The following is a 26,487-nucleotide window of genomic DNA, read 5'->3' on the forward strand; positions in this document are numbered from 1 at the left end:
CGCGGGTAGTGTCGCAGCATGGCCACCGCTGAGAGCCCGCTGCCGCGCTTCACGATCCGCGACCTCGCGGCCGAGCTGGGGGTCTCGCACGCCGCAGTGTCGTATGCGCTGAACGGGCGGGCCGGGGTCAGCGACGACACCAGGGAGCGGATCGTGAGCGCTGCGCGCCGACTCGGCTGGCAGCCGAACACCGCAGCCCGCGCTCTCGCCGGTCGTGGCACCGACTCCATCGGTCTGGTCCTGGCGCGGGGTGCCGACGAGCTGGCCAGTGACTCGTTCTACCTGCGCTTCATCGCGGGCGTGCAGTCCGAGCTGTCGCCGCGCGGGATCACGCTGACCTTCCAGATCGCGGACTCATTGGCATCCGAGATGGAGGTATACCGTCGCTGGGCGGCTCAGAAGCGCGTCGACGGCGTGATCATGGTCGACCCGCGCGTCGGGGACCCGCGTCCGCAGATCCTGCTCGACCTTGGCCTTCCGTCGGTCGTCGTCGGCGGCCAGCACACGGGCGAGCACGTGCTGGCCGTGGTCGGCGCCGACGACACTTCGCCGATGGTCGGGCTGATCGACGCGCTCCGCGAGCGGGGGCATCAGCGGATCGCCTATATCGCGGGCCCTGCAGACTTCGCGCATGCGGTGGACAGGGCGAACAGCTATCGGTCGACGATGTCGGCGGCCGGTCTGCCGCCGCTCGAGGTCGTCAACACGCGGTACAGCGATCGTGAGGCCGCGCTGGCCTGGGATCGCCTGCGTGGCGATCGTCCGACCGCCATCGTCGCAGACAACGACCAGCTCGCCGTCGCCGTGCTGCGCGCCGCGCGCGCCGAGGGCGTACGAGTGCCGGAGGAGCTGAGCATCGTCTCGTGGGAGGACTCTCCGCTCTGCGAGGCCACGACACCCCAGCTGTCGGCGCTGTGGCGCGACCCCTTCGGGCTCGGGCGGCGGTCTGCCGTGTCGATCCTCGCCGAGTTGTCGGAGCATTCGACTGATCTCATTCCGATCGAGGCGGCCGTGCTGCGCGAGCGCGGCTCGATCGGCACGGCACCCGATGCACCGCGGCATCGGCCCTGACTCGCGCTCCGTGAGCGTCAGCGTCCGCCTGAGAAGCCTCCGCCTCCGCCGCCGCCGGAGAACCCGCCGCCGGTCGACCCGCCCGACGACGACGCCGATGGAGGCGTGTAGGTCGCGGCCGTGTTCAGCGAGGAGGAGTAGCTCGACAGGCGCGACGCGAGCGAGACGCCGACGTAGGTGCTGACCCAGTCGGGGCCTCGCCCGGAGTCGGCATAGGCGGTCTCGAGCACGGCCGACCAGCTGCGCTCTTCACCGAAGAGCATCGCGTACGGCAGCAGCTTCTCGTACAGGTGCACCACGTCGGACGAGCCCTCTCTGCGCCGTTCGGCACCGTCGACCGACTGCAGCATGCGCAGCCGGTCGGTCTCGGCGACGCGGATGAACTCCCGCACGCCCAGCAGGTACTCGGCACGCTCGGCGCCTTCTGCAGTGAGCACCGTATGCCTGCTGAACGCCACGATCGCCGAGACGCCCACACCGACGGCAGCCAGGGCGAAGGCGATGATCGACAGCGGCAGCAGATCGCGGTCCTTGGTGGCCGTCCAGATCAGCAGAGCAAGGGTCAGGCCGAGCATCCCGAGCGATGCCCAGCCGAATGCGATCGCCGCGCGACTGCGCTCGGAGGTGACCCAGCCGCGGCTCTTCGCCTCGTCGGCGCCCTTCTTGGCGAGACCCTGCATGCGCTTGGCGAACTTCGTGCTCGTGCGCGGTATGCGGCGGGTGGTCGTGTCTCCGGGGAACAGGGCGTCGAGCATGGCGCGGTCGAGTGGATGCCCGGTGCGTGCCCGGTCGAGCAGACGCACCGCCGGACGGTCGTCACCCTCGTCCTCCAGGCGCAGGGCGCCCTGAACCGCAAGGTGCACGATCTGCGCCGGCACCGGGTTCGGTGCGCCCTTGATGAGCGAGGCTGCGACGAGCGGCGGCTGATCTGCTGGCACATCGAACTGCGCGATCACGACCCCGCTCGCGACACGGCGTCGCCGTTGCAGGAGTGCGACCGCGATCCAGGAGCCGGCTGCGGTGACGAGCGAGAGCGCGGCGGCGACTGCCGGCCCGAAGTCGGCTACGGGATCGGCGCCGCGGGCGCTCGGCTGCGTGACGGTGCCGGCGGCGAACCCGATCGCGACCGTCACGCCGTCGCCCGCCGCTCGTTCGCCGGAGCGCACCCGATAGGTGGAGCCATCGCCCGACTGGTCGATGTCGCATGCCCGTCGCTGACCCTGATGGCCGGCGTAGCAGGCCGCGTCGCCGGTGGCGGCGCTCGCGAGAGCGGGGGAGAAGCGGAGCTCGGCGTCGAAGCGCCCGATGTCCTGTGAGCTGTTCAGCGGGAGCAGGTTCCAGTAGAACTCGTCGTTGCCGGACTCGGTGCCCCGCAGCATGAAGTCGCGCATGGTCGACTCGATCACGTACGTCGTCGAGCCGTGCACGTAGTCGTCGGTGCCGGTGAGCACGAGCACCATGTCGTCTTCGGTCTCGACCTCGAACGGCACGTCACGGCCCTTCTGGTCCTTGACCGAGACGATGTCGATGTCGAGACCTGCTCCGAGGTATCTCTGCGGATAGCCGCGGATGACGCCCTTGTTCTGATCGTGCTCGGGGAACTCTGCGACGAGCGTCTCGGTCACCTTCGCGATCGCCCTGCCGTCGGCGTCGAGCGAGATGTCGTACTCGGCCGACCAGGAGGAGTACGAGAAGTCGTCGACGTCTGCCGAGGCTGCGGGCATGAGCATGAGGAGGACCGCGACGATGATCGTGAGTGCAGCGGATGCGCTCACGGCGTGGAGCAGGGCGGGGGTTCGCTGAGCACGCATGTCGAGAGGCTATCCCGGGTGCCGGCCGGCCGCTCGGGGGCACGGGGCGCGCCGGTAGACTTGCAGGGACTTTCAAGGAGCCCCACCTATGACTGACGCGCCCGCGCAGACCCCCGCATCCGCTGAGCTGGAAGAGGACGTCTTCGAGCAGAAGGCGGTTCGCCTCGCGAAGCGAGAGCGGCTGATCGAGAAGCGTGCGGATGCCGGTGGCGGCGCCTTCCCGGTCTCGGTGCCGGTCACGCACAGCATCCCCGCGCTGCGCGCCGAGTACGGCGAGCTCGAGCCCGACACCGCGACCGGCATGGTCGCTGGTGTCGCCGGACGCGTCGTGTTCAGCCGCAACACTGGCAAGCTCTGCTTCGCGACGCTGCAGGCCGGCGACGGCTCGCGCATCCAGGCGATGGTGTCGCTGGCGAACGTCGGTGAGGAGTCGCTCGCCGATTGGAAGGCGCTCGTCGACCTCGGCGACCACGTCTTCGTGCAGGGCGAGGTCATCTCCAGCCGCCGCGGCGAGCTGTCGATCATGGCGGACGCCTGGCAGATCGCGTCGAAGGCGATCCTTCCGCTGCCCAATGCGTACTCCGAGCTGAGCGAGGAGGGACGGGTGCGCAGCCGGTTCCTCGATCTGATCGTGCGCGACCAGGCCCGCACCACGGTGCGCGCCCGCGCGGCCGTGAACGCGAGCCTTCGCGCGACCTTCACCTCTCACGAGTTCCTTGAGGTCGAGACCCCGATGCTGCAGGTGCAGCACGGCGGTGCGTCGGCTCGACCGTTCATCACGCACTCGAACGCGTTCGACACCGAGCTCTACCTGCGCATCGCGCCCGAGCTGTACCTGAAGCGCGCCGTGGTGGGTGGCATCGAGCGGGTGTACGAGATCAACCGCAACTTCCGCAACGAGGGCGCCGACTCGACGCACAGCCCCGAATTCGCGATGCTCGAGGCGTACCAGGCCTACAGCGACTACAACGGCATCGCCGACCTGACCCAGGAGCTGATCCAGAACGCGGCGGTCGCCGTCGCCGGCTCCACCACCGTCACCTGGGCCGATGGCACCGAGTACGACCTCGGCGGCGAGTGGGACCGCATCTCGATGTACGGCTCTCTCTCGCAGGCGGCGGGGCGCGAGTTCACACCGCAGGACGACGTCGCGGGCCTGATCGCCTTCGCCGAGGAGCACGGCGTCGACATCCCGCCGCACCCCACGCACGGCAAGCTGATCGAAGAGCTCTGGGAGCACTTCGTGAAGGTCGACCTCGTGCGCCCGACCTTCGTGATGGACTTCCCCGTCGACACATCGCCCCTGGTGCGCGAGCACCGGTCGATCTCCGGCGTCGTCGAGAAGTGGGATCTGTACGTGCGCGGCTTCGAGCTGGCCACCGGGTACTCCGAGCTGGTCGACCCGGTGATCCAGCGCGAGCGCTTCGTCGAGCAGGCGAAGCTCGCCGCGGGCGGCGACCTCGAGGCGATGCGCGTCGATGAGGAGTTCCTGCGCGCGCTCGAGCACGGCATGCCGCCGTGCGGTGGCATGGGCATGGGCATCGACCGCCTGCTGATGGCGATCACCGGTCTCGGCATCCGGGAGACCATCCTGTTCCCGCTCGTCAAGTGACGGGCCGCCGGCCATGACGCCGAACCTCGTCGATCTGCTGATCGCGGTGCTGCTCATCGCGTCGGTGGTGACGGGACTGAGTGCCGGGCTGTTCGCGGTGCTGGGCTCTGTGAGCGGCGTGGTGCTGGGCGCTCTGGCGGCACCATGGGTGCTGCCGCTCGTCGCGCGCGCCGTGCCGGACAGCGAGTGGCGCGGCCTGCTGCTGGTGCTGACCGCGCTCGCGCTGCTCGCGATCGGCGCGACGATCGGCTCGGCGATCGGGCGTCTGGTGCGCAAGGGCGCCGACAAGCTCAAGCTCCGCGTGGTCGAGCGTCTTCTGGGCGGTGTGGCAGCGGTGGCGGCCGCTGCGCTGGCGATCACGATGGTGGGGTCGTCTATCGCATCCGCCGGTGTGCCTGGGCTGTCTGCGACCGTCGCGTCGTCGACCGTGCTGCGCTCGATCGAGCGTTACATCCCTGCGCCCGTCGCCGAGGCGGCCGCCCGACTCAACGCGCTGGTGTTCGGCGAGTCCGGGCTGCCCAGCCTGCAGGGCCTGCTGCAGCCGGGGGATCTCGATGCCGCCCCGGATGCGGCGCCGATCGAGCTGTCGACTCCCGAGCTCGAACGCGCTGCAGGTTCGGTCGTGAAGATCTCGGGTTCGGCCGACGGATGCGGTGTCATCTCCAGCGGCACCGGATTCGTGGTCGCCGACGATCGCATCCTGACCAACGCGCACGTCGTGGCCGGTGTCGGCTCTCCGATCGTCGAGGTTCCGGGCGAGCCGGCGCGCGACGCCACCGTGGTGTACTTCGACCCGGTCGACGACATCGCGGTGGTCGCAGCCGATGTGGCGGCGGCGCCCCTCGCGCTGTCTGACGACCTGGGCGCGGGCGACGGGGCGGCGATCATGGGATACCCGTTCGGCGGACCGTTCCGTGTCGTGTCGGCCGGCGTCATCTCGGCTTCGAGCGCGCCGGTGGAGGACATCTACGGCGACCGCAGGGCCGCGCGCAGCGTGTACGCCCTGCGTGCTCAGGTCGAGCCAGGCAACTCCGGAGGCCCGCTGCTCACTGACCGAGGCCAGGTCGCCGGGATGGTGTTCGCAAAGGACGCCGCTACCGAGAACGTGGGATATGCGATGACCAACGCCGAGCTGAAGCCGGTGATCGCGCAGGTCGCCGACGCGTCGGACCGCGTGTCGGTCGGCGCCTGCATCCGCTGACGTCGGCGCCGAGGGCGATTCCCGCGTCATCGCTCGCGAAGAGCCCACTCGGGCAGCATCGACGCCGACAGGATGCTCGAGATGAGCGAGGCCATGCTGTGCCCGGGCTCGATGCGCAGGGCCTCGCCGACGTACACGTCTGCGTGCGATGAGCGACCCATGGCCCATGACAGCCAGGCCGCGGCGGTGAGGGCGCCCACCTTCGCGTGCCGAGGCGCACGTGCCGCTGCCCAGCGAACGACCTGCAGCGCACAGCCGAGGCGATCGAGATCGGGCTTCGGCCCCCGCCCCAGGAACACCTCGCCGATGGCATCCGGAATCGTCGTGCGCGCGGCCGAGAAGGCGAGTTGCGCATCGAACGCGAGGCAGCCGAATTCGACGTCGGTGGCCCACTGGACGAGGATCGCATCGCGTAGCGGAGGCCGTGCGAGACACCACAGCAGAGCGGCGCACGCATACGGGTCGTCGTCGGCCGGGGCCTCGAGCAGGCGCTCCGCGAAACGGGGGAGATCGGCGAGCATGGTCTCGGCGGCCAGAAGCGCGATCGGGTTGTCGGCGCTTCGCACGCCGCCGTGCATGTGGTGCTCTATGGCCTCGCCGAGATCTCGCAGCGCACGCCCGACCTGCTCGCGCTCGCTGAGGTCGCTCGAGGGCAGCTCGGATCCGGCCAGCTGATCGCCGCTCACATCGCCGATCCCCGGTACCTCGGGCGCCGCCGGTATGCCGTCGAGGGGATGGACGCGCGACCGGTCGCCCAGGTAGTCGCCCCAGCCCTCGCCGGTGAGGCACAGCGCCTCGACGACGCGAAGCCCGGCGCTCGCGCACTCGTCGACGACCGCCTCGACGAGTGAGAGGTGCGGCAGCCGCACGCCGCCGGGCACCTGCGTCGTCGTCTGGTCGGTGTACACGACGATCGCGACCGCGTCGACGTCGGGTACCTGCCGCAGGGCGCGCAGCGCCACCTCGGCGAAATCGTCGGGCGAGATCCCGGGATCGGGCAGGTCGAGGCGCATCGCGCCCTGGGTCCGCGAGCCGTGGAACGGCAGCATGACGATGCTGTGCCGTGGGGTGAAGCCGGCCAGGGCGGGCACGAGCCCGAGGAGCTCGGCGGGATCTGCGGCGCGGATGATCGTGGTCATGAAGGGGAGTGTGGTCGAGAGCATCGACCTCGTGATCGGCGTCAGGAGCGTGCTCCCCGGCGACAGTGGACAGCTTCGGAGAATCACTTTCCTGTGCAGGAGGATTGCGGCACCAGCCGGCACCAGCCGGCACCAGCCGCCACCAGCCGGCCGCATCGGCCGCACTCACAGACGCGGGCGGTAGCATGGGGGTGTGGAGAACTTCTGGGTCGCAGCGGCATGGTCACTTCTGCCGACCGTCGCGGTGAGCGTGGTCTTCGTGATCGTGCTCCGCGGCATCCTGCGCTTCGACCGCACCGAGCGCAAGGTGCACGCCCAGATCGAGGCCGAAGAGCGGGCAGCTCGCGGCCTGCCGCCCCGCGTCTGACGCACCGGCTACGCTGAACCGAGGCCATCGAGGGGAGGCGCTGTGCTCGACGTCAACACCTGGCCCTGGTGGGCCGTGGTCGGCTACATCATCATCGATCTCAGCGTCCGGGCGTTCGCGGTCATCGTCGTGCCGCGTAACCGTAGGCCCACGTCGGCGATGGCATGGCTGCTGGCGATCTTCTTCATCCCCGTCCTCGGCATCCTGCTCTTCCTGCTCATCGGCAATCCGAAGCTGCCGCGCGTCCGCAGGCGCAAGCAGGAGCAGATCAACCACTACATCGCCGACACGGCCAGCAACCTGCGCCTCGGCTCGCTGCGCCCCGACCCGCCGGAGTGGTTCCCCCCGCTGGTCGCGATGAACCAGTCGATGGGAGCGCTGCCCCTGTCGGGCGATAACGGGGCGCACCTGATCAGCGACTACCAGACGTCTCTCGACGTGATGGCCGACGCGATCCGGGATGCCCAGGACTACGTCCACGTGGAGTTCTACATCCTGCAGGCGGACGACTCGACCGACAACTTCTTCCGGGCGATGGAGGAGACGGCGGCCCGCGGCGTGCCTGTGCGGGTGCTGCTCGACTACTGGGCGAACCGGTGGAAGCCGAAGTACCGCGAGACGATCAGGCGGCTCGAGAAGATGGGCGCCGACTGGCACCTCATGCTTCCCGTGCAGCCGCTGCGCGGCCGCATCCAACGGCCCGATCTGCGCAATCACCGCAAGCTCCTGGTCATCGATGGCACGGTGGGGTTCCTCGGATCGCAGAACATCACCGACTCGTCGTACAACCTGCCCAAGAACATCCGGCAAGGGCTGCACTGGGTCGACCTCATGGTGCGCGTCGACGGTCCTGTCGTCGCGAGCCTGAACGCCGTCTTCCTCAGTGACTACTACGCCGAGACCGATACCGTGCCCGAGGGCATCGACATCACCCGCATCGAGACCGGCGCAGGCGACCTCGACTGCCAGATCGTGCCGTCGGGACCCGGGTTCGAGCTCGAGAACAACCTGCGTCTGTTCCTCGGGCTGCTCTACGCCGCCCAGCAGCGGATCATGATCGTCAGCCCGTACTTCGTGCCGGACGAGGCGCTGCTCGCGGCCGTCACCTCAGCCGTCGACCGGGGCGTGCAGGTCGAGCTGTTCGTGTCGGAACAGGGCGACCAGGCGATGGTCTATCACGCGCAGCGCAGCTACTACGAGGCACTGCTGCGCGCGGGCATTCGCATCTGGATGTATCCGAAGCCCTACATCCTGCACACGAAGAGCCTCACGATCGACGATCAGGTGGCCGTGATCGGCTCGAGCAACATGGACATGCGCTCTTTCGGTCTCAACATGGAGGTCTCGATGCTCGTGCGCGGCGAGGAGTTCGTCGACGAGATGCGCGTCGTGGAAGACGAGTACCGCTCGCTCAGCCGCGAGCTGACGCTCGAGGAATGGCAGCAGCAGCCGCTGCGCTCGACGGTGCTCGACAACCTCGCGCGCCTGACCTCGGCCCTGCAGTAGACGCGGCTCGCGCCGCACTGCCGTGCGCGGCGGTTCGAGACGCTCGTCGCCGCCGTGACACTATCGGGGTATGACCCTCATGCGAGCCCTCTCCTCTGCCGCGACGCTCGCCGCCGTGGCCCTGCTCGCCACTGCGTGCGCGACGGCACCCGGTGCGAGCGCGCCGACGAGCTCGGTTGCGCCGAGCGGCCCGTCGACACTGCCGACCGCCGACGGCGTCGACGAGGTCGAGGCGGCCTGGCTCGACGGCGGGCGTTCGTTCGCGCTGGTGACCTGGGGCTCGTCGTCTTGCGCCCCGGTGCTCGGCGATGTCGCCGCGTCGGGTCAGAGCATCCGTGTGACGTTCGCCGCCAGCGCCGAGAAGGCCTGCACCGACGACCTCGCGCCGCGGGCGCTGATGGTTCCGGTGCCCGAGGGCGTCGACGTCACGTCTGAGGTGGAGATCGAGGTCGTTCACGGTGAGCGCACCGACACGGTCGATCTGGACGCGCGTGCTGAGGCGCCGCAGGGACCGACCGAGTACCAGCCGTCGGCAGGCTGGTTCGACGACGGCATCGTGCTGCTGACATGGGGGTCCGGCTCGTGCGTGCCCGTCGTGAACGACGTGCAGCAGACGGATGCCGGGGCGACCGTCACGTTCGCTGAGATCGACGGAGTCTGCACCATGGACATGGCCCCGCGCCTCACGCCGATCATGCTCTCGCAGCCCGACGACGACGAGGCTTTCGAGCTGACTCTGGTCGGTGCGGGACTCGACGGCGAGATCGTCGTCGAGGGCTGAGCATCAGCGCTCAGAACCGCGAGGTGTCGTGCCCTTCCGGCAGGGCGATGGTGAGTCCGCCGCGCTGCACACGGCACGCCATGCGCACGGCGAGACCCAGCTCGTCGCCGTCGAGCTCGATCGATGTCGGCCCGATCATCGCCGCCTCCGCCGAGGCTCCGCGCAGGTAGCGGATCGACGCGTCCCTGCCGCGCCGCTCGAGTACGAGACGGCCGGCTCGCGTGCGGCGCAGCACCGAGTTGTCCCACCAGACCTTCCGCCAGATCCCGAGCCACCCGAGGGGGCCCGTCGCCTGGATCAGCGCGATGTCCATCGCTCCGTCGTCGAGTGAGGCGTCCGGCAGCAGCGCGATGCCGGCGGGCAGGGCGCCGCAGTTGGCGAACAGCATGCTGTGCACCTTCGCCGAGTGCAGGCGGCCGTCGTCGAGCTGATAGACGACGCGGAAGGGCTTCGCTCCCGGGAGAGAGCGAGCGGCGCCGTCGAGATAGGCCACCCAGCCGACCGACCGTTTGAGATCGGGTCTCGTGTTGGCAATCATGTCGGCGTCCAGGCCCATGCCGGCGAGCACGACGAAGCCGTGCTCGCTGACGGTGCCGTCGGGCCGGCTGAGCCGCGCCCAGCCCATGTCGACGGGGTACGTGAACCCGGTGAACACGGCTTCCATCACCTTCTCGATGTCGAGCAGGGGAAGACCGAGGTTGCGGGCGAAGAGGTTGCCCGTGCCTCCTGGCAGGACGGCGAACGGGGTGCCCGTGCCGGCCATTGTCTCGGCGACGGCGCGGATCGTGCCGTCGCCGCCGGCGGCGAGCACGGCCGCCGCTCCCTCATCGAGGGCGATGCGCGTGATCGTCTGACCGGGGTCTTCGATCGTCGTCTCGTAGAACCGTGGCGGAGCCCAGCCGTGCGTGCGCGAAAGCGACAGGAGAGCTGCGCGCAGCCGCACGGCATCCACCTTCACCGGATTGAGAATGAGAGCCGCGTGCGCGTTCTCGTTCCCGGATGCCGACATGACGCCACTCTACGACCTGCGCGCTCGCCGCTTCTCCGCCCGCCCGAGCAGCATCGACGCCCTCGATAGACTTGGCGCATGATCGATCTCGCCCTTCTCCGCGACGAGCCCGAGCTCGTCCGACGCTCACAGATCGCGCGCGGGAACGCGCCGGAAACCGTCGACGCGGCGATCGAGGCCGACCGATCGCGCCGCGATGCGCTGAACGCCTTCGAGACACTGCGCGCAGAGCAGAACGCCTTCGGCAAGAGCGTCGCCAAAGCGCCGAAGGAAGAGAAGGCCGCTCTGGTCGCACAGGCCAAGGACCTGGCCGATCGGGTCAAGGCCGCCCAGCAGGCGGCGAACGAGGCGGCGGATGCTGCAGCATCCGCCCTCGACCGCATCGAGAACGTCATCATCGACGGCGTCCCCGCCGGCGGCGAGGAGGACTTCATCGAGCTGCGCCGCGTGGGCGACGTGCCTACCTATGACTTCGAGCCGCGCGATCACCTCGAGCTCGGCGAGATGCTCGGGGCCATCGACATGGAGCGCGGTGTGAAGGTCTCCGGCTCGCGCTTCTACTTCCTGAAGGGCGTCGGCGCACGTCTCGAGATCGCTCTGATGAACCTCGCGCTCGACAAGGCGCTGGCTAACGGCTTCACGCCGATGATCGTGCCTACCCTGGTGCGGCCCGAGATCATGCAGGGCACTGGATTCCTCGGAGAGCACGCCGACGAGGTCTACCACCTCGACAAGGAAGACCTCTTCCTCGTGGGAACGAGCGAGGTGCCCCTCGCGGGGTATCACAAAGACGAGATCCTCGACCTGAGCGCGGGTCCTCACCGCTACGCCGGCTGGTCGACGTGCTACCGCAGCGAGGCCGGTTCGTACGGTAAGGACACCCGCGGCATCATCCGGGTGCACCAGTTCAACAAGCTCGAGATGTTCGTCTACACGACCCCTGAAGACGCCGAGGCCGAGCACGACCGTCTCGTCGCCCTGCAGGAAGAGATGCTCACCGCGCTCGGTCTCGCCTACCGCGTGATCGATGTGGCCGCGGGTGATCTCGGCTCGAGCGCGGCGCGCAAGTTCGACATCGAGGCGTGGGTGCCCACTCAGGGCGCGTTCCGTGAGCTCACGTCGACGTCGAACTGCACGACCTACCAGGCGCGTCGACTCGACATCCGGTACCGGCCCGAGACCGACGACGCGGCTGCGGCGAAGACACGCAGCGTCGCCACGCTCAACGGAACACTGGCCACCACCCGATGGATCGTCGCGATCCTCGAGACGCACCAGCAGGCAGACGGGTCGGTGACCGTGCCCGAGGTGCTTCGCCCGTACCTTGGCGGCATCGAGGTGCTGCGGCCGATCGGCTGGTCGGAAGAGCCCGCAGCCGCGCAGGGCACCGAGTGACTTCGCTTGGCCTCGTCGGGCTCGACATCGACGGCACCATCCTGCTTCAGGACGAGACGCTCAGCCCCGGCGTGACAGAAGCGGTCGGCGCCGTTCGCGACGCCGGATACGAGGTCATGCTCGCAACAGGGCGCAGCTGGGGTGGCACCAAGAGGTACATCGACGAGCTCGGCATCACCGCCGAGTACGCGGTGTGCTCGAACGGTGCCGTCGTGATGCGCCGTGTCGGCGATGACTGGGAGCGCTGGCGCGTCGAGGTCTTCAACCCGGCGCCCGTGCTCGCGCTGCTGCGCGAGAGCCTGCCCGAGGCGCGGTACATGGTCGAGCTCGGCTCTGGTGAGCGCCTCTATACCGACGTGCTTGACGACTGGACGCTCGATGCCGGCCGCGAGGTCGAGTTCGAGGAGCTGATGCAGCAGCCCGTCTCGCGCATCGTCGTCGTCTCACCGCAGCACGACGAGGAGGACTTCCAGCGCATCGTCGCCGAGGCAGGTCTCAATGAGGTGTCGTACGCCGTCGGCTGGACGGCCTGGCTCGACATCGCCCCGAAGGGCGTCGACAAGGGCACCGCTCTCGAGCGGGTGCGTTCGCAGCTCGGCACGCCCCGTGAGAACGTGCTCGTGGCCGGTGACGGCCGCAACGACCTCGGCATGTTCGCCTGGGCTCTCGAAGGCGGAGGACGCGCCGTGGCGATGGGCCAGGCGGTCGACGAGGTGCAGAACGCGGCGGGTGAGCTGACCGGAGCCGTGGAAGAAGGCGGACTGGCATCCGCTCTTCGCACTCTCATCTGAACCCGCCGATGCGCCGCGCATCCGCCCAGAAGATCCCCAGGAGTTCGCGCAAGAATGAGTCGTCCGCATTCGACTTCCCCCGGAGCCGATAGACTCGACGACTGACCGTCCGGTGAGAGCCGGAGTCGGGAGGGTTGTCCGAGCGGCCGATGGACCTGGTCTTGAAAACCAGTGGGCAGCAATGTCCCGTGGGTTCGAATCCCACACCCTCCGCTTCTTGTCGAAAGGCCCCGAGTGAGCACGTCCGTCAAACGGCGCCAGCCCGTGGCGCGCCATGGTCAGCTGCGTTCGCCCGGTGCAGCCGGGCAGCTCCTGAAGCTGATCGGCGTCGCGCTGGCAGTGATCCTCGTGAGCGGCGTGGGCGTCGCGGGTTACGTGCTCGGCGGCTTCACGTCGACCGTCAACGCGAACGCCGTCGAGATCGAGGGAACCAAAGAGCTGCCGCCTGACATCGGGGCGTACCCCGGCGGGTTCGACATCCTGCTGACCGGCGTCGACACGTGCGAAGAGAAGTACAAGCACCTGTTCGGCAAGCGCTGCACCGGCAAGGACGCAGGCGGCACCCTGAACGACGTGAACCTGCTGGTGCATGTCTCGGCGGAGCCGCGTCGAGTGACCGCGGTGAGCTTCCCGCGAGACCTCATGCTGCCCATCCCCGAGTGCACCGACATCAACGGCCAGACCAATGGGGCGCTGCGCAAGCAGCCCCTGAACGTCGCCTACGAGCACGGGGGTGAGAAGGGCGGCCTGAACTGCGTCGCCAAGACCATCTCGCAGCTCACGGGAGAAGACATCGAGTTCGCCGCGAAGGTCACCTTCGGCGGGGTGATCGAGATCACGGATGCCATCGGCGGCGTCGACGTGTGCCTCGCGAACCCCATCAAGGACCGGTACACCGGTCTCGACATGGCCGCGGGCGACCACACGATCCAGGGCGTGCAGGCACTGCAGTTCCTGCGCACGCGTCACGGCGTGGGAGACGGGTCCGACCTCGGTCGCATCGGCAACCAGCAGCAGTACATGTCGAGCCTGGCGCGCAAGATGATCAGCGGCGAGGTGCTCGGCAACGTGCCCGTCATGCTCCGTCTCGCCGACACCGGCCTCAACAACCTCGAGGCGTCGAAGTCGCTGGCCGACCCGATGAAGATCGTGCAGATCGCGCTCGCCGTGAAGAGCGTGCCCTTCGAAGACATCGTTTTCGTGCAGTACCCGACGCTGGAAGACCCGTACGACGCGAACAAGGTCGTGCCGAACGAGGAAGCCGCGACCGTGCTGTGGGACGCGATCAAGGCGAACAAGCAGCTGCAGATCACGCATGAGGCGACCAACAACGATGGTGTCGTCGTGAAGGACCCCGCGACGCCCGCGCCCACGCCCTCGGACGCCCCGACGCCCGTGCCCGACGACGTCGTGGCGCTGCCCGACACGATCAAGGGCAACTCGGCCGCCGTGCAGACCTGCTCGAACGGCAACGTCCGGCGCTGATTCGTGAGTGCCCGTCGGAACGGGTATGCTTGCAAGGCGCGTCCGAGCGGAAGCCGGGCGCCTGGAGACGTCGCATAGTCAGGCCTAGTGCACCACCCTGCTAAGGTGGAGTCCCCTCACGGGGACCGAGGGTTCAAATCCCTCCGTCTCCGCCAGATCGAGGCCCCCGAACTCCCTACGAAACACTGGGAAGGCGGGGGTTTCGTCATTCCGCTGACGCGGCTGGTGGCAACAGATTGGCAACACCCCGAGCAGCGATCGCGTGATCGAGGCGGCTCACCAGGGCCTCGAGGTCCTCATCGAACAGGTCGCTGTAGGTATCCAGAGTCATTGCTGCGGATGCGTGTCCGAGCATCCGCTGCCCGGCCTTGACGTTGCCTCCGCCGAGACCGCGAGGGATGCTGCCGTGAGCCGCAGGTCGGGTGCAGCCAAGGCGGGGGAGGGCGCTGCAGCCTGATCAGAGGACACCCACCATCCAGGTGGCGCGGCAGGACGAGCCCACGTATGAGTATCAGAAGCGCAGTGCTGCGCGTTCAGACGAGGAAGGTCCTGATCCATACGTTGACGTGGCTCGTGGGCAACCGATGCCACTGCGGTGCCCCCGGACGTCCGACATCACTGCACAGTTCGCGCCAGTATGCCTGCACTTCCGGTCATGATCGCCTTTCTCGCGCGAGGTCCCCTCGCGGACCGCCGATCCTATTACAAGGAGTGCGCCGAGCGGGGGCTCGGGGATCGCACTGTAATTTTGGGGAGAACAATGAGCGACGTCACCGAGCCGAACGCAAGCGCCAGCGCAAGCGAGGGCAACCAACGCTTGCCGCGCCGGCGAACGGTCATCAAGGGCGCGGCGTGGAGCGTGCCGATCCTTGCGGCCGCCGTTGCCGCACCCGCGCACGCTTCGTCCTGCGCACCGGGTGAAAGGCAGATCACCGCCACTTCTGACAGCTATGCGTGGACCACGATCGAGATCCCGGCGTGCGCTCGGGAGATCAGGTACGTGGTTCGCGGCGGTGGGGGAGGCGCATCTGGCGCGTATGGAGGTTTCGGTGCTGTGGCCACCGGCACCATCACACCCACGGGAAGCAGCATGACGCTCTACCTCATCGCCGGTCAAGGCGGATGGCGCCGCGGCAGCACGAAACTCGATGTACGACCGCGCGGGTATGGCGACGGCGGACTCGGCGGTGACCGGTACGATTTCAACGGCAGCGGCGTCTGGGCTGTTGACGCGGGCTACGGCGGAGCCGGTTCAGCAATCCTGCTGGGAAGCACTGAAGCCTCGCCGGCGCTAGTCGTTGCAGGTGGTGGTGGAGGTGGCGCCAACTCCATGAACTCAGGCGGCGATGGAGGAGTCCTCATCAAGGCGTTCCCGGGCGGTGGGGGCCACGCTGGGGCAACCGCTGAAGCTGGTGCCGCTGGAACCGTCGAGGGCGGCGGTTTTGCAGGCGGCGGAGGCGGCGCGACTCTGTCTAACGTCGGGGCCGGCGGAGTCCCGAGTGGTCCCTATATGAACATCGTGGGGTACAGCGGTAGCGGACGCAACGGTGGAAGCGGCGACGAAATGCGCTATGGCGCGTCCGGCGGCAAGACCGGGGCAACTTCTGGTGGCGGTGGCGGCGGGTACTTCGGTGGCGGCGGTGGTTCTGCGGTGTGGTACGAAGATCTGCACGCTGGCGCCGGAGCAGGTGGCGGCGCTGGTTCGTCGTTCATCAACCAGACGGCGGCACCCGGCACCATCGACTCCTCTTGGTTGGACAACTCCGGTGACGGCGTTCCTGGGATGGTCTCCGTCAGCTGGCGGTGATCCCGGACACGTCAGGCTGAGCTGGGCGGGTTACCTTTCGGATCGCCCCACGCAACAAAATCATTGAGCGGTAACGCCTCTCCGCTGACACCACCGTCCATATGCCGGTCTCCAGAACGGCGTCGGTCCAGTTCACGCAGGAAGGCCGATGGCGAGTCCATCAGCCCTAAGGCCCTCTCGTGATCCGTAGCTCCTTCCACGACAATCCCAGTCATCGCGGAAGGAGCTACGGTCACGCTTTGGTGTCTATTGTGCGCTCACCGGCAGCCTTGCCGGCGGTGCGGCGCTCTGTCATGGACGCGGAGGACTTCGACCTCATCATGGGGGCATGGAGCGGGTGCTCGAGTTGATCTGGGCGGGCGGCTTTTTCCGCCTGGGGCGAGATTCCCTATCCCCGTCCGGCACCGTCGGGCAAGGCCCTCGCGCCGTGGCACAGCATCCGGGCATCCTGCCGTCATGTCCGACAACACCGACGCAACCGGCGACATGACCCACGAGCAGAAGCTGCGCGATCAGTTCCTGCGTGCCGAGCACTCCACCGAGGCCGATGCCGCACCTCGCATCGAGGTGTCTGAGCGCAACGGCAACACCCGCATCGACATCGCCGATACGGCCGCAGTGCGACCGGGGCCCGGCCCAGGAGTCGAGGGAGCCGAGGAGCCCGAGAGCGAGAGCTGACCCCGTGCCCTGACCGGGGGACAGTAGCGGGGCGAGCACCGGCGGGGCCAGCCGGCGGGACCACGTGCCTCCGGTACCCTCGGACCATGGCGAACGCAACGACGCAGACCACCAAGCGCGAGGGCTTCGGCTCGCGCAATGTCTTCATCATGTCGGCGATCGGATCGGCTGTCGGGCTCGGCAACATCTGGCGCTTTCCATATGTGGCGTACGAGGGCGGCGGTGGCGCCTTCCTGATCCCGTACCTGTGCGCGCTGCTGACCGCGGGCATCCCTCTGCTGTTCTTCGACTACGCGATCGGCCACCGCTTCCGCAGCTCGGCGCCGCTGGCTTTTCGCCGGATGAACCGCGCCGCCGAGCCGCTGGGCTGGTGGCAGGTGCTCATCTGCGTCGTGATCGCGACCTACTACGCGGTGATCATCGCGTGGGCTGCGATGTACACCTGGTTCTCGGCGAACATCACGTGGGGCAAGGGCAACGAGCAGGACTACTTCTTCGGTGACTTCCTGCAGATGGGCGACGTAAGCGCGGGGCTGTCGACCGAGTTCGTGCCGCAGGTCGGCCTTCCGCTCATCGGGGTCTGGCTCGTCGTGATCATCATCATGACGCTGGGCGTGAAGCGCGGCATCGGCGCGGCCAACATGATCCTCATGCCGCTGCTCACGCTGATGTTCGCCACGCTCGTCGTGCAGTCGCTGTTCCTGCCCGGCGCGATGGACGGCCTCACCGCGTTCTTCACCCCGAACTGGGAGGCGCTCGCTGACCCCGGCGTCTGGGCATCCGCCTACGGACACATCTTCTTCTCGCTGTCGGTCGCCTTCGGCATCATGGTGACGTACTCGTCGTATCTGAAGCGCAAGACCGATCTCACGGGCTCCGGCCTGGTCGTGGCCTTCGCGAACTCGAGCTTCGAGATCCTCGCCGGCATCGGCGTGTTCGCGGCCCTCGGCTTCATGGCGGCAGCGCAGGGCACCGAGGTCTCGGGGGTGGCGACGTCGGGCATCGGCCTCGCGTTCATCGCGTTCCCCACCATCGTGTCGAACGCGACCGGCGGCTCGATCATCGGGGTGCTGTTCTTCGGAGCGCTGGTCTTCGCCGGCATCACCTCGCTCGTCTCGGTTCTCGAGGTGGTCGTGGCAGCCCTGCAGGACAAGCTCGGCTGGGGCCGAGTGCGCACCACTCTCGTCGTCGCGATCCCGGTGGCTCTCCTGTCGATCGCCTTCTTCTCGACGACCACCGCTCTCGCGGTCCTCGACACGACGGATGCCTTCGTCAACGCGTTCGGCATCATGGCCGTCGCCCTGGTCGCGGTCGTGCTCGTCGCCTGGATCCTGCACAAGCTGCCGGTGCTGCGCGACCACCTGAACAAGCGCTCCAGCTTCAGGTTGGGCTGGACATGGATGCTGCTGACCGGCGCTCTCGCACCTGTGGTGCTGGGCTACCTGCTCTACAACGAGATCGTCGCGAAGCTCGAGGCTCCCTATGGCGAGTATCCGGCGTGGTTCCTCGGGATCTTCGGGTGGGGGATGGCGATCGCCCTGATCGTGCTGGCGGTGCTGCTCACCCTGCTGCCGTGGAGTCGCCGCTCGCACGCCAAGCTCGATCCCGACTACGACGAGTTCCTGATCGAGGAGAACTACGAACCGGACTCCGAGACCGGCAGCATCCGACTGCCCGACGAGACAGCGAAGGTAGCACGCTCATGACCACGACCGCCATCATCATGATGATCATCGCGATGGTCACGGTGTGGGGAGGCCTCGCCCTCGCCATCGTGAATCTCGCCCGGCACCCCGAGGTCGCAGACGACGAGCCCGCGCCGCCGGTCGAGCTCTAGCCGTCGATGCCCGAGAGGGTCGCCACTCGCGTGGCGGCCCTCTCGTTCGGTTCTGCGGGACGGCGTACGCAAGGTGCTGGCTGAACGCGCGGCGGGGTGGTATGAATCCGATCATGGCGATCGATCGCGTGCCGGAGCTCGAGTCCGAGCGGGTCACCGACGTGCTGCGCGACGACATCATGTCGGGAAGACGCGCCCCCGGTTCCCGCCTGGTCGAGCGCGACATCGCGGCCGAACTGCAGGTGTCCCGCCTGCCGGTCCGGGAGGCGATCAAGGCGCTCGTCGCCGACGGGATCGTGGTCGCACGGCCCCGCAGCTGGGCGACCGTTCGCGAGTTCTCGCCTCAGGACCTGCAGGACTTCGCCGAGGTGCGCGAGGCGATAGAGACGCTTGCGTTCGCTCTCGCCACCGAGCGCCTCGACGATGTCGGCCTGGCACTTCTGGAGTCCCTCGTGGCGCAGGAGACGAATGCGGCGGCGATGGGAGACGGTGAGGCGGCGCGTGAGGCATCCGCGAACTTCCACATGGCCGCGGTGCGGCTGTCGAACAACACCATGCTCATCGAGCTCGCCGCCTCGCTGGTCACCCGCCTTCGCTGGCTGTTCGGGCAGCACGATGACGTCGTCGGGATGGCCGCGACGCACCGCCGCATCCTCGACGCGGTCCGGGCGCGCGATGTCGAGCTCGTGCGGCGGCTGATTCCCGAGCATCTGGCCGAGGGGCGGGCTGTGGCGCACGAGCGGATGTTCGGGAGCTCCGTGAGGCGGGACTGAATCCACCCCACCGGTGTCGGTGGGGTGCCGGTACGCTCGATTCGGGAGGTACTTGTGGGACGAACATCGGAGGCCATCGCCGAGGGCGTCGCGATCGCCACGGCGGCCGTTCGGCTGACCGTGAAGAACCAGATCCTGGTCGGCACGATCGCGCGGGGCGGCACCTTCGAGATCGATCACTACATGGACGAAGCCCGCGCCGCGCTGCGCGCGATGGCAGACGAGTCCGAACAGGCGGCTGAGCACCTCACGGCGCTGCGCAAGCGCGCACGCGGCCGCCACTCAGACCCGCACGGCACCCACGACTACCGCGACCGCGATGTGCGCAATCTGCGCCGACGAGCCAAACAGTCCACCGGGGTGGCGAATCACCTGCGCGAGATGACCGAGGATCCCGAAGCGCTCAAGGCACTCGTGGAAGAGGCCAGGGCAGCGGCGTGGGCCGACGTGCGCAGCAACCTCGACCGCCGACTGCGGGTGGAGGGCATGCGCGCCGACCAGGATCCCGAATACGAGCAGATGCGCGAGGCACGGATGCAGGCGCTGAAGCTGGTCGATCTGCAGGCGCTGTCGTCAGAGCAGCGCGCCCGCCGCAAGCGCGAGAAGGCGGTCGAGAAGGCTGCGGAGAAAGACGCCGCGCGCGCCGAGAAAGAGGGCAAGCGGGTGCCCTGGACGCGCCGGGCGTGAGCCCGATCCTGCTCGATTTCACTTCTCGGCAGAACGTGTTGTAGGCTGTTCTTCGGCCCGCTGAGCGGGCCGTGCGCCCCTAGCTCAATGGATAGAGCATCTGACTACGGATCAGAAGGTTGGGGGTTCGAGTCCCTCGGGGCGCGCACTGTGTTGAGACAGTAGTGAAACCCCCGTCGCGAAAGCGGCGGGGGTTTCGCCTTTCTTGCGGGGCCTTCGACCGGCCCTCGCGCAGCCCCCGCGGCCGTAGGCTGGAGAGGTGACTGCGTACGTCTCGGCTTTCGATCTGTTCTCCATCGGTGTAGGACCGTCGAGCTCGCATACCGTCGGCCCGATGCGCGCCGGTGTCGATTTCGCGGATCGCCTGCGCGCCGAGGGGCGGATCGGCCACATCGCGCGCGTGCGCTGCGAGCTCTTCGGCTCGCTGGGGGCGACTGGTCTGGGCCACGGAACCCCGGATGCTGTCGTCGCGGGCCTGCAGGGGCTGCACCCCGAGACCTGCGATCCGGCCGCCGTCCGCGAGCTGTGGAGCCGCTGGCCCGCGGGCCGCGATCTGCTGCTGGCGGGGGAGCACAGCATCCGGTTCGAGAAGGACGACATCGCCTTCGTGCCCCGCACCCGTCTGCCGGGCCACCCCAATGCGATGACGCTGCACGCCCTCGACGCCGATGGGGCGCCGGTGCTCGAGCAGACCTACTACTCCGTCGGCGGCGGCTTCATCCGCCGTGACGGCGAAGAGGCGCGCGTCGCCGCGGCTCCCCAGCCCTACCCCTACGACACGGCCGAAGAGCTGCTTGTCCTGTGCGATGAGACCGGCATGTCGATCGCCGAGATCGCCCGCGCCAACGAGATGGCGGTCCGCACCGAAGAGGAGGTCGCGGCCGGACTCGACGCGATCTGGGACGCCATGGCCTCGTGCGTCGACGCCGGCCTGCACTCCGAGGGCACGCTGCCGGGCATCCTCAAGGTGAAGCGGCGCGCGGGCGACATCCGTCAGCAGCTCGAGGCCTCGGAGGCCGAGGGGCATGCGGCCCTGCCTGGGGAGTGGCTCGGTGCCTTCGCCCTCGCCGTCAACGAGGAGAACGCGGCCGGCGGCCGCGTGGTCACCGCTCCCACGAACGGTGCCGCCGGCATCCTCCCCGCCGTGGCGATGTACTGGTGGCGCTTCCTCGCCGATTCGGGCCTCGGCGTCGGCAACGCTGTGACCCCGCACGGTGAGCTGGTCGGCAGCGCCCTGCTGGGCTTCCGCAACGAGCAGGCGGCTCTCCCCGCGGGTGAGCCGCTCGACGAGGCGGCGGTGGCCGAGGCGAACCGCCGCCGCGGCATCCGGCGATTCCTGCTCACGGCGACCGCGCTCGGATCGCTGTTCAAGGCCAACGCGTCGATCTCCGGTGCCGAGGGCGGCTGCCAGGCCGAGGTCGGCTCGGCGTGCGCGATGGCCGCCGGCGGCCTCACCGCCGTGATGGGCGGCACGGTGCGCCAGATCGAGAACGCCGCCGAGATCGCCATGGAACACCACCTGGGTCTCACCTGCGACCCCATCGGCGGGCTGGTGCAGATCCCGTGCATCGAGCGCAACGCGATCGCCGCCTCGACCGCCGTCACGGCCGCACGTCTCGCGCTGCGCGGAGATGGTCACCACTATGTGTCGCTGGACGCCGTCGTCGAGACCATGCGTCAGACCGGCCTCGATATGTCGACGAAGTACAAGGAGACCAGCGAGGGCGGCCTCGCGGTGAACGTCATCGAGTGCTGACCGTTTGCTCCCCCGAGATGGCGTTCTCGGGCGGATAATCGACGCATGACGAACCCCGATGCCGTCGTCGTCGACGGGTTGCGCGTGCGGCGCGGGCACCACGCGGTGCTCGACGGGCTGTCGCTGCGCATCCCCCGCGGACAGGTGATCGGGCTGCTCGGTCCGTCGGGCTGCGGCAAGACGACGCTGATGCGCTCGATCGTCGGGGTGCAGCGCATCCACGGCGGCACCGTGACCGTGCTCGGAGCACCGGCCGGATCGCGTGCGCTGCGGCACCGGGTCTCGTACGGCACGCAGGGCTCGGCGGTCTACGACGACCTCAGCGTGCGCGAGAACCTGCGCTACTTCGCATCGGTCCTCGGGGCGCCCCGGACCGACGTCGCCGAGGTGATCGAAAGGGTCGGGCTGAGCGCGCAGGCGCAGCAGCGGGTCGCCGACCTCAGCGGCGGTCAGCAGAATCGCGTCTCGCTCGCCGCGGCGCTGCTCGGCGATCCCGAGCTGGTCGTGCTCGACGAGCCGACCGTCGGGCTCGATCCGGTGCTGCGGGCGGAGCTGTGGGCACTGTTCAGGGACATCGCCGACGGCGGCACGACCATGCTCGTGTCGAGTCACGTCATGGACGAGGCTCTGCGCTGCGACCGGCTGCTGCTCATGCGCGACGGCCGAATCATCGCCGACACCACGCCACGAGAGCTGCTCGTCGACACGGGTCAGACCGACGCCGAGAGCGCCTTCCTCGTCGTCATCGAACGCGACGCGGGCCATGAGACGAGACGGTCGCGACGGGAGGTCGGGCGATGACCTTCCGCCGCACTCTCGCGACCGCAGGGCGCGTGCTCAGCCAGCTGCGTCACGACCCGCGGTCGATCGCCCTCATGCTCGTCGCGCCGAGCCTGCTCGTCGGTCTGTTCGCCTGGCTGTTCTCGGATCAGGACGGTGTCTTCGACCGTTTCGGCGGGGCGATCCTCGCGCTGTTCCCCTTCATCGTGATGTTTCTGATCACGTCGATCACGACCCTTCGCGAGCGGCGCTCGGGCACGCTCGAGCGACTGATGACGACACCGCTCGGCAAAGCCGACTTCATCATCGGCTATGCGCTGGCGTTCGGGGCGATGGCTGTTCTGCAGGCGATCGTCACGGTCGCCTTCGCCGTGTACGTATGCGGCCTTGAGGTCGACGGTCCGCTCTGGCAGCTCGGTCTCGTCGCCGTGGTGGATGCCGTGCTCGGAACGGCCCTCGGTCTGCTGGCGAGCGCGTTCGCGCAGACGGAGTTCCAGGCCGTGCAGTTCATGCCGGTGCTGGTCTTTCCGCAGATCATTCTCGGCGGGCTCTTCATGCCGCGCGACCAGATGCCCGACGTGCTCTACGCCATCTCGCAGTGGCTGCCGCTGAGCCACGCGATCGATGCGATCCAGGCTGTCACCGCCGGTGACGAGGGGTGGGATGTCGGCGCACCGCTGCTGATCGTCGCGGCATTCGCCGTCGGATGCCTGGTGCTGGCGCCCCTGACGCTGCGCCGTCGCACCGCATGACGGATCCGGATGCCCGTGCGCCTGGCATCCGGATCCGGGTGGTGCAGATCAGCCGAACTCGACGCCGCACGCCATGTAGGCGCCCATGATCTCGTCGCCGTAGGCGGAGAACACCAGGTCGATGCCCTTGCCGTCGCTGTCGAGGTGGTCGTTCGGGTTGTGCGCGAGCAGGGTGCCGTCCTGCCCGTTCGCGCCCTTCACCTTGACCGTGAACGATGCCGGGCCGTCGTACTCGTCCAGGATGCACTCGGCCTGCTCCTGCGTGTAGCCCATGCCGACGCCCTCCATGACGACGTCTTCGACGACGAGAGTCCACCAGCTCTGCGAGTTCTTGCCGGCCGCCGCGTTGCCCTGGTCGGAGCGGTTCGGGTTGAAGCAGTCGTGTGCCGAGGCGGCCATGCCCCCTCCGAGCACGAGCGCGGCCGTGAGGCCGAGGGTCGTGCCGGCGTACGTGAGGAACTTCTTCATTGATGCTTCCTTTCGCCCGACGCAGTCGGTCCGTCCGCCGCGTCATCGAACGATCTTCCAGGGGCGACACGCGTAGAGCATCGGTGAGAGCACGGAGAAGCACACGGAGAAAACGCGCCCGGTACGCAGATGCGGTCAGTCGCGGGCGGCGCGTCGAGTGGTGTGCCTGGTGGGCGCGGCCGCCCATGGATCCTCGGGCCAGCGATGCTTCGGGTAGCGCCCCCGCATCTCTGCGCGCACCTGGGCGTAGGGTCCCGACCAGAACGACGCGAGATCGCCGGTGACGGCGAGCGGGCGCCCGGCTGGTGAGAGCAGGTGGAACAGCACGGGTACGCGACCGGCGGCGATCCGCGGTGTCTCGGCCCAGCCGAAGCACTCCTGCAGCTTGACCGCGACGACGGGGCGTGCCTCGGGATCATCGAGCGGCGGGTAGGAGACCCGGATGTGCGAGCCGCTGGGCACCTCGAGCCGGTCGGGCGCGAGGGAGTCGAACTCGGTGGCTGCCGGCCAGGGCAGCAGCCGGCGCAGGGGTGCGGCGAGATCGATGCGTCCTGCGGGTGTGCCGTTCGCGAGAGCCGCGAGCTCGGGGTCGAGCCACTCCTCGAGCCGCGACAGCAGCCCGTCGTCGGACACGTCGGGCCAGGGCGAGCCGAGCTCACGGTGCAGCAGTGCCAGTCGGCGGCGCAGCTCGTCGGCGCCATCTGACCAGGTGAACACGTCGAGGCCGCGTGCGCGCACGGCCCGCTGCACGGCATCCCGTCCCTCCGCGGCCGAGGCGCGCACGGGCACTGATGAGCGAATGATGGCTCCGACCCGTCGTTCGCGACGCGCGCTGACCCGCCCGTCCTGCAGCTGGGCCTCGATCTGATCGGTGATCAGATGATCGGCGGCACGCTCGACCTGCTGCTCGGTGATCGGCGCTGCAGCGCGGATGACCGCACCGGTGCCGGCGGCGATGCGCGCGCTCGCCCGCGCCACGTCGGCCACGGCGAGCCACTCGGCGTCGGCCAGCGGGCCGCCGACGCCCGCCCGGGTTCCGGATGCCAGCAGGAACGTCGCGCCGTCGGCCGAGCGCTCGACGCGTTTCGCGATGCGCTCAGGGAAGGCGAGCGCGACGACGAGGCCGACGCCGTCTCGGCCGCCGTGTTCCAGGCTGGGCGGGGCGAGGCGCAGGAGGCGCTCGACCTCACGCGACCAGCGCTGCGCCTCGGGGCCGCGTCCGGATCGCAGCGCCGAGAGCGCCGCGACGATGTCGCCATCGCGCACCCGGATGTCGCCGCCCACCAGCGCGACGACCTCGGCAGCGGTTCGGGGCCCGGCGAGCGCCGAGCCGTCGCGCAGCGCGCGTGCCAGGCGCGGGTCTGTCGGGATCCGCGCGAGAGCTCGCCCCTCATCGGTCGCGCGGCCGTCGTCGTCGACCGCGCCCAGCGCATGCAGCACGGCGACGGCGTCGCGCAGACTGTCGGAGGGCAGCGCGTCGACGAGACGCAGGCCGGCTCCGCCCGGCGCGCCCCAGCAGGCGAGCAGCAGGGCCGCGTCGGTGAGGTCGGCGGTGGTGATCTCGGGCGCCGGTCGTGCCGGAGCTGCAGCATAGGTGCGTTCGTCGACGCATCGAACGACCGTGCCCGGCGCCTGACGGGTCGCTCGACCGGCGCGCTGGACGCAGGACGACCGGGATGCCGCTGTCGTCACCAGCCCGGTCATGCCCCGCGCCGCATCGCGCTGCGGCTGGCGGGCCAGGCAGCTGTCCACCACGAGCCGCGCCCCCGGTACCGTCAGCGACGACTCGGCGAGAGACGTCGTGACGATGATGCGGGGCTGGTCGTGCGGCCGGCGCCCTCGGATGACGGAATCCTGCGCGGCCGGTGGCAGCTGACCGTGCAGCTCTCGCACGTCGAACCCAGGCGCCAGATCGGCGATGCGACGGGCGACCTCAGCCACCTCGCGCGCGCCTGGCGCGAAGACGAGAGCATCGGCGCCGGCATCGTCACGGACGAGGGCCAGCGCAGCGGATGCCGCCGTGCGGGCGACGTGATCGAGGAACCCCCGGGTGACTCCTCGCTCGTCGAGCCTCGGCACCGGGCAGGGGGCCCACCGCTCCGCTAGCGGGTGAGCGGTCACGGTGTGCTCGACGACCGGAGCCGGTGCGTCGTCGGCGCCGATCACGGCGGCGATGCGCTGGGCGTCGAGAGTAGCCGACATCGCCACGAGCGTGAGGTCGTCGCGCAGCTCACGCACTTCGCCGAGCAGGCCGATGAGCAGATCGGTCTCGAGCGCCCGCTCGTGCACCTCGTCGAGGATGACGGCGTCGACGCCGTCGAGGCCGGGGTCATCGAGCATCCGCCGCAGCAGAACCCCCGCCGTGACGAACTCGATCCGCGTCTCGCGACCCACCGAGCGCTCGCCGCGGACGGTGAAGCCGACGCGGCCGCCGAGCGGAGAGCCGTCGAGCTGGGCGAGGCGACGGGCCGCAGCACGGGCGGCGACCCGGCGCGGCTGCGTGACGATCACGCGACCTGCACCACGCGATGCCAGTACGGGAGGAACGAGCGTCGTCTTGCCCGTGCCCGGTGGCGCGCTGATGACGACCGCGGTGCTGGTGTCGAGGGCGGCGTCGACCTGGTCGAGCGCTGCCGCGAACGACAGGCCGGCACCGATACGGCCGAGGTCGAACGCAGCTGAGGTCACCCGTCCAGTCTGCCTCTTCGCTCCCGGCGGCACGCACCGGCGCCACGACGCACGGGAGCCGCCTCGCGGCGGCGAGGCGGCTCCCGTGATGCG

The 26,487-nt window shown here is 69.1% G+C and carries 23 protein-coding genes and 3 tRNA genes; 21 read left to right on the plus strand and 5 right to left on the minus strand.

Going from position 1 to position 26,487, the window contains the following annotated elements:
- Positions 1 to 18: 18 nt before the first annotated feature.
- Positions 19 to 1,071, plus strand: coding sequence for a LacI family DNA-binding transcriptional regulator (locus tag JOE67_RS10760; protein WP_204975561.1), 1,053 nt, complete (start codon positions 19 to 21; stop codon positions 1,069 to 1,071).
- 17 nt (positions 1,072 to 1,088) lie between these two features.
- Here the strand turns inward: JOE67_RS10760 and JOE67_RS10765 are convergent, their stop codons facing one another.
- Entirely contained in the window at positions 1,089 to 2,882 is a 1,794-nt protein-coding gene (locus JOE67_RS10765; protein ID WP_204975562.1) for a DUF2207 domain-containing protein, read from the minus strand.
- An 88-nt stretch (positions 2,883 to 2,970) separates the two neighbouring features.
- Here JOE67_RS10765 and lysS point away from each other — a divergent pair, with 88 nt between their 5' ends.
- Together lysS and JOE67_RS10775 are read left to right on the plus strand one after the other, a co-directional pair.
- Positions 2,971 to 4,494 carry a lysine--tRNA ligase gene (lysS, locus tag JOE67_RS10770; protein WP_204975563.1) on the plus strand — a complete coding sequence of 508 codons (1,524 nt, stop codon included), beginning with the start codon at positions 2,971 to 2,973 and terminating at the stop codon, positions 4,492 to 4,494.
- Between the two features lie 13 nt (positions 4,495 to 4,507).
- On the plus strand, positions 4,508 to 5,695 hold the full coding sequence (locus JOE67_RS10775) for a MarP family serine protease (RefSeq protein ID WP_204975564.1): 1,188 nt from the start codon (positions 4,508 to 4,510) through the stop codon (positions 5,693 to 5,695).
- Positions 5,696 to 5,721: 26 nt separating this feature from the next.
- Here the strand turns inward: JOE67_RS10775 and JOE67_RS10780 are convergent, their stop codons facing one another.
- On the minus strand, positions 5,722 to 6,834 hold the full coding sequence (locus JOE67_RS10780) for a DUF4192 family protein (RefSeq protein WP_204975565.1): 1,113 nt from the start codon (positions 6,832 to 6,834) through the stop codon (positions 5,722 to 5,724).
- Between the two features lie 193 nt (positions 6,835 to 7,027).
- On the opposite strand from JOE67_RS10780, the gene JOE67_RS10785 reads away from it, so the two are divergent.
- The 3 genes from JOE67_RS10785 to JOE67_RS10795 all read left to right on the plus strand — a co-directional run bounded on the left by JOE67_RS10785 (position 7,028) and on the right by JOE67_RS10795 (position 9,488).
- Positions 7,028 to 7,201, plus strand: a complete 174-nt coding sequence (locus JOE67_RS10785) for a hypothetical protein (protein ID WP_204975566.1) — start codon at positions 7,028 to 7,030, stop codon at positions 7,199 to 7,201.
- Between the two features lie 75 nt (positions 7,202 to 7,276).
- A complete protein-coding gene (gene cls / locus JOE67_RS10790) occupies positions 7,277 to 8,707 on the plus strand; it encodes a cardiolipin synthase (protein ID WP_420827656.1) in 1,431 nt (476 codons plus the stop codon).
- A 70-nt stretch (positions 8,708 to 8,777) separates the two neighbouring features.
- The gene (locus JOE67_RS10795) at positions 8,778 to 9,488 is read left to right on the plus strand and encodes a hypothetical protein (RefSeq protein WP_204975568.1); all 711 of its coding nucleotides are present in this window, start codon (positions 8,778 to 8,780) and stop codon (positions 9,486 to 9,488) included.
- 10 nt (positions 9,489 to 9,498) lie between these two features.
- On the opposite strand, the gene JOE67_RS10800 is transcribed toward JOE67_RS10795, so the two are convergent.
- Positions 9,499 to 10,497: a diacylglycerol/lipid kinase family protein gene (locus tag JOE67_RS10800; RefSeq protein WP_204975569.1), complete on the minus strand. Its 999-nt coding sequence runs from the start codon at positions 10,495 to 10,497 to the stop codon at positions 9,499 to 9,501.
- A gap of 78 nt (positions 10,498 to 10,575) precedes the next feature.
- Here JOE67_RS10800 and serS point away from each other — a divergent pair, with 78 nt between their 5' ends.
- From serS to JOE67_RS10875, 15 genes are all read left to right on the plus strand, one after another.
- On the plus strand, positions 10,576 to 11,892 hold the full coding sequence (serS, locus tag JOE67_RS10805; RefSeq protein WP_204975570.1) for a serine--tRNA ligase: 1,317 nt from the start codon (positions 10,576 to 10,578) through the stop codon (positions 11,890 to 11,892).
- Positions 11,889 to 12,683 (plus strand): HAD hydrolase family protein, encoded by a 795-nt coding sequence (locus JOE67_RS10810; RefSeq protein ID WP_204975571.1) that lies wholly within the window; start codon positions 11,889 to 11,891, stop codon positions 12,681 to 12,683. Before serS ends, JOE67_RS10810 begins: the two co-directional genes overlap by 4 nt.
- A 128-nt stretch (positions 12,684 to 12,811) precedes the next feature.
- Positions 12,812 to 12,896 (plus strand) — tRNA-Ser (locus JOE67_RS10815).
- 21 nt (positions 12,897 to 12,917) lie between these two features.
- Entirely contained in the window at positions 12,918 to 14,168 is a 1,251-nt protein-coding gene (locus JOE67_RS10820; protein ID WP_204975572.1) for an LCP family glycopolymer transferase, read from the plus strand.
- 63 nt (positions 14,169 to 14,231) lie between these two features.
- Positions 14,232 to 14,323, plus strand: a tRNA-Ser gene (locus JOE67_RS10825).
- A gap of 605 nt (positions 14,324 to 14,928) precedes the next feature.
- Positions 14,929 to 15,975, plus strand: coding sequence for a hypothetical protein (locus JOE67_RS10830; RefSeq protein WP_204975573.1), 1,047 nt, complete (start codon positions 14,929 to 14,931; stop codon positions 15,973 to 15,975).
- Between the two features lie 456 nt (positions 15,976 to 16,431).
- Positions 16,432 to 16,653, plus strand: coding sequence for a multidrug transporter (locus tag JOE67_RS10835; protein ID WP_204975574.1), 222 nt, complete (start codon positions 16,432 to 16,434; stop codon positions 16,651 to 16,653).
- An 86-nt stretch (positions 16,654 to 16,739) separates the two neighbouring features.
- Positions 16,740 to 18,359, plus strand: a complete 1,620-nt coding sequence (locus tag JOE67_RS10840; protein ID WP_204975575.1) for a sodium-dependent transporter — start codon at positions 16,740 to 16,742, stop codon at positions 18,357 to 18,359.
- The gene (locus JOE67_RS10845) at positions 18,356 to 18,490 is read left to right on the plus strand and encodes a methionine/alanine import family NSS transporter small subunit (protein WP_204975576.1); all 135 of its coding nucleotides are present in this window, start codon (positions 18,356 to 18,358) and stop codon (positions 18,488 to 18,490) included. The genes JOE67_RS10840 and JOE67_RS10845 overlap by 4 nt, the downstream gene beginning before the upstream one ends.
- Positions 18,491 to 18,603: 113 nt before the next feature.
- Positions 18,604 to 19,263, plus strand: a complete 660-nt coding sequence (locus JOE67_RS10850; protein WP_204975577.1) for a GntR family transcriptional regulator — start codon at positions 18,604 to 18,606, stop codon at positions 19,261 to 19,263.
- A 54-nt stretch (positions 19,264 to 19,317) separates the two neighbouring features.
- A complete protein-coding gene (locus JOE67_RS10855; RefSeq protein WP_204975578.1) occupies positions 19,318 to 19,950 on the plus strand; it encodes an asparagine synthase in 633 nt (210 codons plus the stop codon).
- Between the two features lie 73 nt (positions 19,951 to 20,023).
- Positions 20,024 to 20,096: transfer RNA gene (locus tag JOE67_RS10860), tRNA-Arg, on the plus strand.
- A gap of 113 nt (positions 20,097 to 20,209) precedes the next feature.
- Positions 20,210 to 21,706, plus strand: a complete 1,497-nt coding sequence (locus JOE67_RS10865) for an L-serine ammonia-lyase, iron-sulfur-dependent, subunit alpha (RefSeq protein WP_204975579.1) — start codon at positions 20,210 to 20,212, stop codon at positions 21,704 to 21,706.
- 45 nt (positions 21,707 to 21,751) lie between these two features.
- On the plus strand, positions 21,752 to 22,507 hold the full coding sequence (locus JOE67_RS10870; RefSeq protein ID WP_204975580.1) for an ABC transporter ATP-binding protein: 756 nt from the start codon (positions 21,752 to 21,754) through the stop codon (positions 22,505 to 22,507).
- Positions 22,504 to 23,238, plus strand: a complete 735-nt coding sequence (locus tag JOE67_RS10875) for an ABC transporter permease (protein ID WP_204975581.1) — start codon at positions 22,504 to 22,506, stop codon at positions 23,236 to 23,238. The genes JOE67_RS10870 and JOE67_RS10875 overlap by 4 nt, the downstream gene beginning before the upstream one ends.
- A gap of 48 nt (positions 23,239 to 23,286) precedes the next feature.
- Here the strand turns inward: JOE67_RS10875 and JOE67_RS10880 are convergent, their stop codons facing one another.
- Positions 23,287 to 23,706: a hypothetical protein gene (locus tag JOE67_RS10880; RefSeq protein ID WP_204975582.1), complete on the minus strand. Its 420-nt coding sequence runs from the start codon at positions 23,704 to 23,706 to the stop codon at positions 23,287 to 23,289.
- Positions 23,707 to 23,841: 135 nt separating this feature from the next.
- Complete coding sequence (hrpB, locus tag JOE67_RS10885; protein WP_204975583.1) at positions 23,842 to 26,394, minus strand: ATP-dependent helicase HrpB; 2,553 nt, start codon at positions 26,392 to 26,394, stop codon at positions 23,842 to 23,844.
- Positions 26,395 to 26,487 lie beyond the last annotated feature (93 nt).

Source organism: Microbacterium esteraromaticum (assembly GCF_016907315.1).
Taxonomy (GTDB): Bacteria; Actinomycetota; Actinomycetes; order Actinomycetales; family Microbacteriaceae; genus Microbacterium; species Microbacterium esteraromaticum.